This window comes from Pengzhenrongella phosphoraccumulans (assembly GCF_045689905.1).
GTDB lineage: Bacteria > Actinomycetota > Actinomycetes > Actinomycetales > Cellulomonadaceae > Pengzhenrongella > Pengzhenrongella phosphoraccumulans.
In genome coordinates, this window is record NZ_CP144210.1 from 651,004 (window position 1) to 663,661 (window position 12,658).

Here is a 12,658-nt window from a genome sequence, read left to right on the forward strand (position 1 = left end):
GCCCGGGACTGGCGACCTCGAACTGATATTACTACAATCAATTCCGTGGAAAATAACCCGACGGCCGAGCCCCGCGCCGGCACCGGCATGGGACCCCGCCCGGCAGCCGACGTCACCGCTTCCCGGGCGGCTCCCGCGTTGTCGACGTCGCGTCGCGCGCTCCTGGCGACCCTGAGCTCGCAAGCGGGCCCCGTCACCCTCACCGCCCTGAGCATCGCCACCGGGCTGCACGTCAACACCGTGCGCGAGCACCTGGCCGCGCTCACCGACGCCGGGCTGGTGGAGCGGGGCCGCACCGCCCCGAGTGGGCGAGGGCGCCCCGCGTCGACCTACACCGCGGTCCGGTCCGGGCCGAGCCCGGTCGCCGCGGAGTACGCCGGACTCGCCGCCGCGCTCGCGTCGACGATCCACCGCACGAGCAGTTCCCCGAGCCGGGACGCCGCCGTCGCCGGGACCGAGTGGGGCCGGGAGCTCGCCCGCACCGGGCCGACCCACGACCCCGCCGACGACGTCGATCCGCGCGGCCGGGTCGTCCAGCTCCTCGCCGACCTCGGCTTCGCCCCGCAGCCCGCCAACGGGCCACCCGGCGTGCTGCTCACCCGGTGCCCGCTGCTTGAGACCGCACGCGCGTACCCCGACGTGGTGTGCGCGGTCCACCTCGGCATCGTGCGCGGTGCGCTCGGCGCATATGGCGCCGATCCTGCGGGCGCGGAGCTGCACCCGTTCTCGGAGCCGGGCGCCTGCCGGCTCGACCTGGCCAGCTCCGAGAGGATCACGCGATGACGCACGCCCCACCGAACCATGGCATCGCCCGCCGCGGCGGGCCGCCGAGCCCCGCCAAGCGCCGGCTTCGCAAGTACCTCCCCCCGCAGCACGGCGCGTGGGCCATGCTTCTCGTCCCGTTCGTGGTCGCGCTGCTCACCGCCGGCGCGAACTGGTTGCAGGTCCCACTGCTCCTCGCCTGGCTCGCCGGCTACCTGCTGTCGTACTACGCGCTCCTGGCCCTCAAGACCAGGCGTCCCGCGCGGGTACGCGCGCAGCTGCGCCTGTACGCGGCCATCACGGTGCCCGCCGCCCTCGTGGTGGTCGTCCTGCGCCCGGAGGTCCTGTGGTTCGCCCCGGCCTACGCCGCCCTGCTCGCGGTGAACGCCTGGTACGCCTGGCACCACCGCGATCGCGCACTGACCAACGACCTCGCCTCGGTGCTCCAGGGAACCCTGATGGTCCCGGTGGCCGCCACCGTGGCGGGCGTGTCGCTGCTGGTCGTCGTCGAGCCGTTCGCGATCGTGCTGCTGTACTTCATCGGGACCGTGGTCTTCGTCAAGACGATGATCCGCGAGCGCGGCGACGCAAGCTACCTGCGCGCGTCGATCGGCTTCCACGTGGCGGCGACGGTGCTGGCCGGGCTCATCGTCTGGCCGTGGGCGATCCTGTTCGCGTGGTTCGCCCTGCGTGCGGCCTGGCTGCCCCGTTACGCGATGACCCCGAAGGACGTCGGGCTGGTGGAGATCGGCAACTGCGTAGCGCTACTCGCCATGACCACTGTGCTCTGGAGCTGACGCGGCGACGTGGTGCGGGGCGCCCCGTACCGACCGCACCACGTCGAAGCGGGCTCCGTCAGCGGCGGGCGGGTTCGGCTGCCCGCCCGGCGTTGTTGCGCAGGAAGGCCACGGGAGGCCCGGGTGTGGCGGGTGTGTGGTCCGGCGTGCGGGCGCGAAGAAGTCGCATGGCGTTGCCGATGACGACCAGGACCGACACCTCGTGCACGAGCATCCCGGCGGCCATGGTCACCCCGCCGAGCAGGACCCCGAGCAGGAGCAGCGAGACCGTGGCCAGAGCGACGGCGATGTTCTGGTGCATGTTCGCCACCGTGCGGCGCGCGAGGGCGACGGCCTCGGGCAGCTTGAGCAAGTTGTCGGCCATCAGGGCGATGTCCGCCGTCTCCAGGGCGACCGCGGATCCGGCCGCGCCCATGGCGACCCCGAGGTCGGCGACCGCCAGGGCGGGGGCGTCGTTGACACCGTCGCCCACCATGGCCACGACGTAGCCCGCGGCCTGCAGCTCACGGACGGCGTCGAGTTTGTCCTGCGGCAGCAGCCCGGCCCGCACCTCGTCGACGCCGGTCGCCTCCGCGACGGCGACGGCGACCGGCATGGCGTCGCCGGTGAGCATGACGACCTTGCGCACGCCGGCGCGGTGCAGCTCGGTGACCATCTGGGCGGCGTCGGTACGGACCTCGTCGGCCACAGCCACCACGCCGACCACGGCGCCGTCGACCGCGACGATCATCGGGGTGCGGCCCGCCACGGCGAGGTCGTGCGCCACCGAGGCGCTCCCCCTGTCGTCGGCCACACCGAACTGGGTCAGCAGGGCGATGTTGCCCACCAGGAGCCAGTGCCCGCCGCTGGTCGCGCTGATGCCCTTGCCCGGGATGGACTCGGTGACCTCGGGCAGCCGGTCGGTGGGCAGCCCCTCGGTGCGAGCGGCATCCAGGACCGGGCGCGCCAGGGGGTGCTCGGAGCCCGCCTCGGCCAGCGCGGCCCAGCCCAGGACCGCGGCGCGGTCCGCATCAGGGCCGAGCACGACGACGTCGGTCAGGTGCGGCCGACCGCGGGTGAGAGTGCCGGTCTTGTCCACGGCGACCGCGGTGATCTTCGCGGACTTCTCCAGGTACTCCCCGCCCTTGATCAAGATGCCGTCCTTGGCGGCGCGGCCGATGCCGGCCACGATCGAGACCGGGATGGAGATGACCATCGCGCCGGGGCAGCCGATCACGAGCAGGGTCAGTGCCAGCACGACGTCACCGGTGAGGACCCCCGCGACGACCGCGAGCACGATGATCGCGGGCGTGTACCAGGCGGAGAACCGGTCCATGAACCGCTGGGTGCGGGCCTTGGCATCCTGGGCCTCCTCGACGCGATGGATGATCCGCGCCAGCGTCGTGTCGGCGCCCACCCCGGTCGCGGTGACCTGCATCAGCCCGCCGCGCGAGATCGTGCCCGCGAAGACTTGGTCCCCGGGCGACTTCTCCACCGGGATCGACTCCCCCGTGATGGAGGCCTGGTCGACGGCGCCGGTCCCGGAGCTGACCTCGCCGTCGACCGGCACCTTCGCGCCGTTCTTGACCAGCACCGTCTCACCCACAGCGACGCTCGCGGCGGCCACCTCGACCTGGCCGCCCTCGCGCAGGACCACGGCGACGTCCGGCGCGACGGCGACCAGCTCGGCCAGCGCCGACCGGGTCCGGCTCAAGGTCGCCTGCTCCAGGGCGTGCCCGACGGCGAACAGGAACGTCACCGCGGCGGCCTCCCAGTACTGACCGATCACCACCGCCCCGACCGACGCCACGGTCACGAGCAGATCGATGCCGATCACCCGCGCCCTCAAAGCGCGGACGGCGTGCACGGCGATCGGCGTGCCCGCCACCACCGCCGCCAGGACCATCACGGTGTCGCTGGCGACCCCGGCCCCGACCAGGCCGGTGATGGCGGCCGACCCCGCGATGAGCAACGCGCTCACCGCGGGGATCCCCCACCTCCCGTGCAATCCCGCGTGCAACCTCGCGTGCAGCGTCCTCATGCTCGTGCTCTCCTTCGGTGGGTCGACTGGATCCAGGCCGGGCCGTGCGGTCAGAACACGGCGAGGGTGGAGGTGTACCCAGCCTTGGCGACCGCGGCCACCAGCGCCTCGACCCCGACGACCTGCGGGTCGTGGTCGATCTCGACGCGACCCGAGGCGAAGTGCACGGCGACGGCGACGACGCCGGCCACGCGGCCGACCTGCTTCTCGATCTTCGCCACGCACGACGGGCACGAGAAGCCCTCGGCCCGCAGGACCGTGCGGGTCGTGACCGTGGTGCTGGCAGCGGTGCTGCAGGAAGCGGTGGTGCTCATGATCGGGCCTCTTTCGATGGTGCGGTTCGCCCCGTTCGAGGCGACTGACCCAGACGTTAGAAGCCGCGCGGCGAGGCGAACATGACGCAGATCAATCAACGGCACCTCGGCTCGGAACCGGCGGAAGCCCTGCGGCCGGCGACCTTGCCGGGGTAGCCGGGACCGAGGCGATACGCTCGCGCCGAGCCCAGGAGACGATGTGAACCCCCCGCATGCCAGCCCCCAGCACGACCAGTCGCCAGCGGTCGCTCGGCCGTCGACCCGGCGCCTGATCCCGCTGCGGGCGACCTGCGCAGAGCCCCACCAATGCCCTGCGCCGGTACGGATGCGCGTCCTGGGCCACGTCCCGCTTTTCGCCGGGCTTTCGGTCCCGGAACTCTCCGCCATCGACGCCCGGATGGTCTCGCTGTCGTGGGCGGCCGGGGACGTCCTGTTCACCGCCGGGGCGCCCGCGGACCACCTCTACGTCCTGGCCTCAGGCCGAGTGAAGGTGTCCCGTCCGACCGCGGGCGGGCGCGAGATCGTCGTCGACCTCCTCACCCCGGGCGACCTCTTCGGCACCCTGACCACGCTCGGGGAGCCGACCTACCCCGAGACCACGCAGGCGCTCACCACCACCTGCGCCCTGCGGATCGACCCGACGGCGTTCCGCGCCGTGCTCAACGAGCACCCCCAGGTCGCCCTTCGCGCGCTCGACGACGTCGCCGCGCGCCTCGCCCGGGCCCGCTCCGACCTGGGCCACCACTCCACCGACACCGTGGCGCAACGCGTCGCGGCCACGCTGCTGCGACTGGCGGACAAGCTCGGGCAGGAACGCGCGGGCGACGGCGGCACCCTGCTGCAGATCCCACTCTCCCGCGCGGACCTCGCCGGGATGACCAGCTCGACCCCTGAGTCCGTCTCGCGCGTCATGAGTCAGCTACGCAAGGACCGGACCATCGACTCGGGGCGCCGCTGGACGGCCGTCCTCGACCGACCGCGCCTGGTCGAGGTCGCAGCGGGCACCGACCGAGCGGCGAGCCCGGTCTGACCCGCTCGGTTACCGCGCTCGCGCGGGCTCCGCGGCAGGTTCCACGCCTGTCACCGTGGTGAGTAGGAAGACCGAGTCCTCCTCTGCCAGCACCGCGTGGCGCAGGTGCGTGAGCAGCACGACCTCCCCGGCGACGAAGGCGGCCGTCTCCTCGCCGGTGACCCGCAGCCGGCCCACCAGGACCTGCAGGCTCGCTGCGTGCGGTGAGTTGTGCTCGGCGAGCTCGGTGCCCGCCACCAGCGCGATCAGGGTCTGCCGCAAGGGTCCGTCGTGCAGCAGCATCTCGGCGCTGCGGCCGTGGTCCGAGGCCCGGGCGGCGTCGAGGTGCGACTGGGCGAGAACGCTGAGATTGGCCACGGTTCCTCCGAGTGCGATCGACATACGAGCAGGCGGGGGCGAGCCCGCGGTTCGAGCAGGCGTGGGAAACTCCTTGTATGCCCGTCTCGAAGTCTGGACTCCCCCGTCGGGTCCTGGCGAGCCGTCGCCGAGCCGAGCTCCTGCAGGTGCTTCGGGAGCGCAACGACGCCCTGAGTGTCGCAGAGATCGCCACGGAGATCGGGATGCACGGCAACACCGTGCGAGCCCATCTCGAGGCGCTGGTCCAGTCGGGACACGTCGAGCGGGCCGCCGATGCCCGCGGCGTGCCGGGCCGCCCCCGCCAGGTCTTCCGGGCCACCGGAGCACCGACCGCCGACCGGGACTACCGGCTGCTCGCGGATGTCCTGACCCACCACCTGGCGGCTTCCACCCCCGACCCGAGCCAGGTCGCTCTTGCCGCCGGCCGCAGCTGGGCGCTGGCGAACGAACCGAGCCCCGCGTCGCCCGGAGGCCTGGCCGACGCGCCCCCCGACCCGTTCGCCGGGGAGACGCAGGACGACCTGACGCCGGTGCTGCGGCTGCTCTCCGCCGCGGGATTCTCCCCTGAGCTGGCCGAGGATCGGTCAGCCATCCGCCTGCGCCACTGCCCGTTCCGCGAGATCGCCGCACGCAACGCGGCGGTGGTGTGCCAGGTGCACCTCGGACTGATCCAGGGAACCCTCGAGGGCCTGGGCACCGCGGTCCAGGCCACCGAGATCGCGCCCTTCATCGAGCCCGACCTCTGCCTGGTGACCCTCACCGGCGGCCCGGGAGCGTAGCCACACCTCGAGATGGCCCGTCACCTGGTCAGTTGAGTTCAGGGGGCCGCAGAGCCCTACCAGGTCCACCAGACCCGGTACGCAGTGCTTCGTGCCCGCCTGCCACCTGTGCGTCACTCGGACCTCACAGGCATGTCAAAGGAACCCCTCCAGCGGTGCTAGGTTCGCCCTGCGCAGTTGTTCACACTTTCGATGTGAAAACTGCTTTGAGGTGGGCTCGGCCGCGGTTGTGGCCAGGCCTGGGCGGGGGGCCCTGCGCGGACGCATTCGTCCGTCGCAAACCGGCGGGTCGAGTTCTTCGGCTGGTCATGAACGACTTTTCATGGTCAATCCGAGGAGAACGACGTGGTACGGACGACGCCTGCGCTGGAACGGCCGGGCAAGCGCTCGGAGCTGTTGGTCTCGAAGGGGTGGATCCAGGGAGTCGCCCTGGTCATCCTCTTCGGGTTCTTCATCATGGGCTTGCTGGCTCTGCGCACCTACACCGATTCGATGCCTCAGCCCAAGCAGGTGGTCGACTCTCAGGGCGAGGTCGTCTTCTCCGGCGAAGACATCACCGCGGGTCAGCAGATCTTCCTGCGCCGCGGCCTGCAGCAGTACGGCTCCATCGTGGGTCACGGCGGATACCTCGGGCCCGACTACACCACCGACTACCTGCGCCGCTCGTCGCTGTTCATCCTCGACGAGCTCACCGCCTCCGGCATCCAGGATCCCCGCGGCGAGCTCGTCAAGATCATGCGGACGAACCGGTACGACGCGGACACCGGCACTCTGGTCCTGACCGACCTGCAGGTGCGGGCATTCGAGGACGTCAAGAGCCACTACGCGGACTTCTTCGGCTCGCCGACCACGCAGTACGGGTTGATCCCGAACGTGATCAGCAACCCAGCGGACATCAACCAGCTGACCGCGTTCTTCGCCTGGACCGCCTGGGGCGCCGCGGCCGAGCGCCCCAACCACGACTACTCCTACACGAACAACTGGCCGCCCGAGAAGCTCGTCGACAACACCCCGACGGCCGACCTCCTGCTGTGGAGCGCCCTGTCGCTGGCGGCCCTCCTGCTCGGCACGGGCGTCCTGTTCGCCCTGTACGGACGGTGGAGCAAAAAGATCGGTTGGCACAACGCCGAAGCACCCCCGCTGTCGTTCAAGCAGCCCGGCGAGGTCGAGGTGACCCCGGCGCAGCGCGCCACCGCCTGGTTCTTCTTCGTGGTCGCCTTGCTCTTCCTCGGCCAGGCGCTGCTCGGCGCCGCCGCCGAGCACTACCGCGCTGACCTGACCAGCTTCTTCGGGCTGGATCTCGCGCGCATCCTTCCGTTCAACCTGGCGCGCACCTGGCACGTCCAGCTCTCGCTGTTCTGGACCGCGGCATCGTTCCTCGCCGCCGGGATCTTCATCGCCCCGTACGTCTCGGGACGCGAACCCAAACGCCAGCACTGGTTGGTGTACGGCCTGCTCGGCGCCATCGCGCTGGTTGTCGTCGGCTCCATGACCGGCGAGGCGTTGAGCATCTTCGGGGTCGAGTGGGCCAAGGGCTCGCCGCTGTGGGACCAGCAGTGGGAGTACCTGGACCTGCCCAAGGTGTGGCAGGGCCTGCTGACCGTGGGCATGTTCTTGTGGATCGCGATCATCTACCGCGGGATCCGCGCGCGGCTGAAGACCGAGAACCGGGCCAACCTGCCCTGGTTGTTCTTCTACTCCGGGCTCGCCATCCCCGGCTTCTACGCCGTGGGCATGCTCGCCGGCACCGAGACCCAGCTGACGGTCGCGGAGTTCTGGCGGTTCTGGGTCGTGCACCTGTGGGTGGAGGACTTCCTGGAGCTCTTCACCACCGTGATGGTGGCGTACATCTTTGTGATGCTCGGCGTGATCCGGCGCGAGATCGCCATGACGATCATCTTCCTCGACGTCATCCTGTACTCCGCCGGCGGCGTCATCGGCACCATGCACCACCTGTACTTCTCCGGTACGCCGGTCGAGCACATGGCCCTGGGGTCGGTCTTCTCGGCGCTGGAGATCATCCCGCTGACGTTCCTGACCATCGAGGCGTGGAGCTTCCTGCAGCTCGGGGCGAGACAGCAGTCGCGCAGTACCGCGCCCTTCCCGCACCGGTGGGCGGTGATGTTCCTGGTCGCCGTCGGATTCTGGAACTTCCTGGGCGCCGGCGTGTTCGGGTTCCTCCTCAACCTGCCGATCGTGTCCTACTACGAGATCGGCACGGCCCTGACAGCCAACCACGCCCACGGCTCGATGATGGGCGTCTACGGGATGATGGGCGTCGGCCTGTCCCTGTTCGCGCTGCGCTACCTCATCCCCGCCCGCCGCTGGCCCGACCAACTCGCGAAGCTCTGCTTCTGGTCGCTGAACATCGGCCTCGCCTGGATGGTGTTCGCCACCCTGCTGCCCCTCGGGGTCATCCAGCTGTGGCACTCGGTCAACGACGGCTACTTCGAAGCACGCACGCTCGCCTTCATCAACACCCCGGGGAACGCGGTCCTGGAGTGGCTGCGCATGCCCGGCGATCTCATCTTCATCGGCGGCGGCGTCCTGCCGTTCCTGTGGATCACCTGGCTCGGGGTGCGGTACCGGATCAAGGCGACCACGCAGACGGTGCCGCAAGAGGCCCTCTTCGTCGAAGAGGCCCCCGTCGCCGTCGGAGCGGCACCGACCCCGCCGTCGCAGTACGGCTCCGATGCTCGGGCCGACAACGACGGCAAGCAAGGGTCGGACCGGGAGCCCTGATGGGCGACATCGGCGCCAACGTCTGGCTCGCGGCCGGCTATGCGGTCTTCCTGCTCCTGGTCGCGTTCGCGTTGGATCTCAGTGCGAAGCACGCGGCGATCCGCACACAGGCCTGGCGATCAGGCATGTTCAGCTACCAAGAAGACCACGACGCGTGGGTGTGCTCAGAAAACCAGTGGCTGTGGCCGACGTCGTTCGACCCTGACTCGAGGGTCATGCGATACCGGGCCAGCCCCACGGTCTGCAACGCCTGCCCGAACAGCTGCACGACCTCGCCGCACGGACGTGAGGTCACGCGCAACGTGGACCCCTGGCCGAGCTCCGAGGTCGAGCGGTTCCACCGCGGCATCGCGTGCGCCGTGGTGATCCTGGGGGTCATCTGGCCGCTGGCGACCATGATCGGCACGCGCACCCCGGCCGAGCTCGCGGTGCTGGCCGGGGCGGCACTGGGGGTGTCCGCGGCGAGCTGGCCGCTGTGGTCGCACCTGCACCGCACCCCGGCGCGGTTCCCCGAGCACGTCAAGGTCGAGACGCTGGACCAGACGATGGACGCAAAGTCCGCGGCCGTCGCCGCGGCCGCGCTACGTCCGATCCGCTACCGCAGTGACCGGCGCGGCGCGGGCGGCGGCCCGGTCCCGGTCACTATCGGCACCCGCGGACCCGCTGGGGCTGCACCTTTGGGCACCGCTGGCGCTGCGCCCTTCGCCGCCGGACGCAGCGCGTTCGCCACCCGATGGGGAGCCTTCGAGAACCCCGAGGCGGTCGACGCCCCACCACCTTCCCGATCGAACAGGACGGACAACCCATGAACGCATGGCTGTGGCTTCTCGCGGTGATCGGGCTTGTCGGCCTCGTCATCATGGCGGTCTCGACGAAGGTGATCCAGGAGTACCAGCGCGGCGTGGCCTTCCGGCTCGGGCGGCTGCGAGAACCCCTCGAGCCCGGGGTTCGCCTGATCTTCCCCGGGATCGACAAGATGGTGCGCGTGGACCTGCGCGTGGTCACCCTGACGATCCCCCCGCAAGAGGTCATCACCAAGGACAACGTCCCCGCACGGGTCAACGCCGTCGTGCTCTTCAAGGTCGTCGATCCGGTCCGCTCCGTGATGGCGGTCGAGAACCACGCCGTCGCCACCTCCCAGATCGCGCAGACCACCCTGCGCTCCGTGGTCGGCCGAGCGGACCTGGACACCCTGCTCGCCCACCGCGCCGACATCAACGAGGACCTCGCCCGCACCATCGACACCCAGACCGAGCCGTGGGGCGTCCAGGTCCAGGTCGTCGAGATCAAGGACGTCGAGATCCCCCAGGCGATGCAGCGCGCGATGGCCCGCGAGGCTGAGGCCGAGCGCGAACGACGCGCCAAGATCATCAACGCCCGCGGTGAGCTGCAAGCCTCCGAAGAGCTCAGCCAGGCCGCCGAGACCCTCAGCCGCAACCCGGCCTCCCTGCAGCTGCGCTACCTGCAGACGCTGCTCGAGCTGGGTGCCGACCACAACTCCACCGTGGTCTTCCCGATCCCGATCGACATCATCGGCCCCTTCCTCGGCAAGCTCCCGCAGATCATCGACAAGTTCACCGAACCTGCCGCAACCCATCCCGCCGGCGGCGCAGCCCCCATGGGCACGCCCTCGAACGCGAGCAGCAACGGAGGGACCCGCCATGAGTGACATCCCGGCCGGATCGGTCGACCCCACCTCTCACCCCGACCCGAGCCGAGGCGTCCGATCCGTGATCCTCGGGTCGCTCCTGGCCGTCCTCGCCCCGCTCTTCGGGTTCCTCGGCGGCACCATGGCCGGAACCGCCGGCTCGCTCGACACGCTTGACCCTCTCGTGGTCTGGCTCGTCGCCGGAATGGCCATCGGTGCGATCGGGGTGGCGATCGCCATCCGCGGCGGACTGCTGTGGGTGCGCGCCAACTACTCCCCGCCGCGGTGAGGCGACCTCAGACGACGGGACTCGACGACGAGCCGACGGCGCGCCGCCGCGTCACACCCCGCGGTACGTAGGCCAGCGACGAGATGGTGACGTCATCCAACTCCGAGTAGAACGCGTTGCGGGCACGTCCCAACGCCCCCCGAAGCCCGCAGCCGTCGATCAAAGGACACACGCCGGTGGGCGTCTCACAGTCGGCCACATCGGTGCGCGTCTCGAGCGCACGCAACACCCAGCCCACCGTGGCCAGCCGCCCGGCGGGACTGATCCGCACCCCACCGGCGCGGCCTCTGGTCACCTCGATCAGCTCAAGCTCACGAAGCCGAGCGACGATCTTGGCCACGTGGTGGTACGGCGTCGCGACCCCCACCGCAAGCGCCTTCGACGTCAGCACGTCCGCCTCGGGCGTGGCCGGTGTGGCGGCGAGCAGGATCAGGACCCGCAGGGCTACATCCGAGAACGCGTTGATCCGCATCGTCAGAGGATATCGCCAAAACTTGCATCTCAAGTGCTAGTTTTCTCCTAGAGCCCTCACCCGACGGGCGAAACCCCAACAAAGCGAGGCTGACAATGGCCGAGAGTCAAGGACGACTCAAGGGACGTGACGGGAACGCATCCGTGGCGGCGGCAAGTCCGTCCCCGGTGGCGCGCACCCGACCGGGCGGTGGATCGCCGTCTGCATCCCCCGCGCTCGCGACCCGGATGCTCGTGCTCGCGATGTTCGGGTTCATGGTCAACTTCTGGGCCTGGGCGCTGATCAGCCCGCTCGGTGGGGCCTATCGCACCCAGCTCGGCCTGACCGTCTTCCAGCAGGCGGTCCTGGTGGCCGTCCCGGTGATCGTCGGGTCGCTGGGCCGGATCCCGGTCGGGGCCCTGACCGACCGGGTCGGGGCGCGGATCATGTTCCCGGCCGTCAGCATCCTCACCGTGCTGCCGGTGCTCTACGTCGGACTGGTCGCGCAGAGCTTCGCCGCGTTGCTGGTCGGCGGGTTCTTCCTCGGGCTCGGTGGGACCGCGTTCGCGATCGGCGTCCCGCTGGTCAACTCCTGGTACCCGCCGGCGCGGCGCGGCACGGCACTGGGGATCTTCGGGATCGGGATGGGCGGCACGGCGATCTCCGCGTTCACCACCGTCCGCCTCACCGACAACGTGAGTCCCGAGGCACCGTTCCTCATCGTGGCCGGGGTGCTGACGGTGTACGCGATCATCGCGGCGCTGTTCGTGCGGGACGCGCCCGGCCGGTTCCCGCCGACCGGGTCGTTCCTCGCCCGGACCTGGGCGACCGCCAAGATCCCCGCCACGGCTCAGCTGTCGCTGGTGTACGCCGTGGGCTTCGGTGGGTTCGTCGCGTTCAGCGTCTACCTGCCGACCTACCTCATCAACGCGTTCGAGCTGGCCCCCGGGGACGCCGCGCTGCGCACCGCCGGCTTCGTGGTCCTGGCGGTCGCGGCGCGTCCCGTCGGCGGTTGGCTCTCCGACCGGTTCAACCCGGTCAGCGTCCTGGTGGTGAACTTCACCGCCGCGGCGGTCCTGGCTGGTCTCGCAGCGCTCGAGCTGCCGCTGGTCCCGGTCGGCACGATCGCGTTCCTCGGGCTGGCCGCGGCACTGGGCTCATCTGCCGGGGCGACGTTCGCGCTGGTCGCGATCCTCGCACCCAAGTCCAAGGTGGGCGCGGTCACGGGCATCGTCGGCGCCGCTGGTGGGCTCGGCGGCTTCGTCCCCCCGCTGGTGATGGGGGCCGTGTTCAGCGCTGTCGGCGACTACTCCGTCGGGCTCGTGCTGCTCGCCGTGGTCTGCGTGAGCGCCGCGCTCTTCACCTGGGGCCCGCTGCGCCGGTCCGCCCGGGCCGCCGCCACCACCTGACGCCTCACCTGGCTCAGGCCGGACCGCTTCGACAGTCGCCGTTTCGAAAGAGGACCCGCT

At 70.6% G+C, this 12,658-nt stretch carries 13 protein-coding genes; 9 read left to right on the forward strand and 4 right to left on the reverse strand.

From position 1 onward, the window contains the following. Positions 1 to 45 precede the first annotated feature (45 nt). Together VTA80_RS03165 and VTA80_RS03170 are read left to right on the forward strand one after the other, a co-directional pair. Positions 46 to 783 (forward strand): helix-turn-helix transcriptional regulator, encoded by a 738-nt coding sequence (locus VTA80_RS03165; protein ID WP_407343971.1) that lies wholly within the window; start codon positions 46 to 48, stop codon positions 781 to 783. Further along, positions 780 to 1,559, forward strand: coding sequence for a YwiC-like family protein (locus VTA80_RS03170; protein WP_407343972.1), 780 nt, complete (start codon positions 780 to 782; stop codon positions 1,557 to 1,559). Before VTA80_RS03165 ends, VTA80_RS03170 begins: the two co-directional genes overlap by 4 nt. A 58-nt stretch (positions 1,560 to 1,617) precedes the next feature. On the opposite strand, the gene VTA80_RS03175 is transcribed toward VTA80_RS03170, so the two are convergent. Beyond that, positions 1,618 to 3,579 carry a heavy metal translocating P-type ATPase gene (locus VTA80_RS03175; RefSeq protein ID WP_407343973.1) on the reverse strand — a complete coding sequence of 654 codons (1,962 nt, stop codon included), beginning with the start codon at positions 3,577 to 3,579 and terminating at the stop codon, positions 1,618 to 1,620. Positions 3,580 to 3,629: 50 nt separating this feature from the next. Continuing rightward, a complete protein-coding gene (locus VTA80_RS03180; RefSeq protein WP_407343974.1) occupies positions 3,630 to 3,893 on the reverse strand; it encodes a cation transporter in 264 nt (87 codons plus the stop codon). A 325-nt stretch (positions 3,894 to 4,218) separates the two neighbouring features. On the opposite strand from VTA80_RS03180, the gene VTA80_RS03185 reads away from it, so the two are divergent. After that, positions 4,219 to 4,923, forward strand: a complete 705-nt coding sequence (locus tag VTA80_RS03185; protein ID WP_407343975.1) for a Crp/Fnr family transcriptional regulator — start codon at positions 4,219 to 4,221, stop codon at positions 4,921 to 4,923. 9 nt (positions 4,924 to 4,932) lie between these two features. On the opposite strand, the gene VTA80_RS03190 is transcribed toward VTA80_RS03185, so the two are convergent. Continuing rightward, the gene (locus tag VTA80_RS03190) at positions 4,933 to 5,304 is read right to left on the reverse strand and encodes a cupin (RefSeq protein WP_407343976.1); all 372 of its coding nucleotides are present in this window, start codon (positions 5,302 to 5,304) and stop codon (positions 4,933 to 4,935) included. Between the two features lie 53 nt (positions 5,305 to 5,357). On the opposite strand from VTA80_RS03190, the gene VTA80_RS03195 reads away from it, so the two are divergent. From VTA80_RS03195 to VTA80_RS03215, 5 genes are all read left to right on the forward strand, one after another. Next, positions 5,358 to 6,059, forward strand: a complete 702-nt coding sequence (locus VTA80_RS03195; RefSeq protein ID WP_407343977.1) for a helix-turn-helix transcriptional regulator — start codon at positions 5,358 to 5,360, stop codon at positions 6,057 to 6,059. A gap of 345 nt (positions 6,060 to 6,404) precedes the next feature. Next, positions 6,405 to 8,801 (forward strand): nitric-oxide reductase large subunit, encoded by a 2,397-nt coding sequence (locus VTA80_RS03200; protein WP_407343978.1) that lies wholly within the window; start codon positions 6,405 to 6,407, stop codon positions 8,799 to 8,801. Then, complete coding sequence (locus VTA80_RS03205; RefSeq protein WP_407343979.1) at positions 8,801 to 9,610, forward strand: hypothetical protein; 810 nt, start codon at positions 8,801 to 8,803, stop codon at positions 9,608 to 9,610. The genes VTA80_RS03200 and VTA80_RS03205 overlap by 1 nt, the downstream gene beginning before the upstream one ends. Then, positions 9,607 to 10,470, forward strand: coding sequence for a slipin family protein (locus VTA80_RS03210; RefSeq protein ID WP_407343980.1), 864 nt, complete (start codon positions 9,607 to 9,609; stop codon positions 10,468 to 10,470). The genes VTA80_RS03205 and VTA80_RS03210 overlap by 4 nt, the downstream gene beginning before the upstream one ends. Further along, entirely contained in the window at positions 10,463 to 10,738 is a 276-nt protein-coding gene (locus VTA80_RS03215; protein WP_407343981.1) for a hypothetical protein, read from the forward strand. The genes VTA80_RS03210 and VTA80_RS03215 overlap by 8 nt, the downstream gene beginning before the upstream one ends. 7 nt (positions 10,739 to 10,745) lie before the next feature. Here VTA80_RS03215 and VTA80_RS03220 read toward each other — a convergent pair whose 3' ends face one another. Then, positions 10,746 to 11,210 (reverse strand): RrF2 family transcriptional regulator, encoded by a 465-nt coding sequence (locus VTA80_RS03220; protein ID WP_407343982.1) that lies wholly within the window; start codon positions 11,208 to 11,210, stop codon positions 10,746 to 10,748. Between the two features lie 167 nt (positions 11,211 to 11,377). Here VTA80_RS03220 and VTA80_RS03225 point away from each other — a divergent pair, with 167 nt between their 5' ends. Next, positions 11,378 to 12,598, forward strand: coding sequence for an MFS transporter (locus VTA80_RS03225; RefSeq protein WP_407343983.1), 1,221 nt, complete (start codon positions 11,378 to 11,380; stop codon positions 12,596 to 12,598). The last annotated feature ends 60 nt before the right edge of the window (positions 12,599 to 12,658 follow it).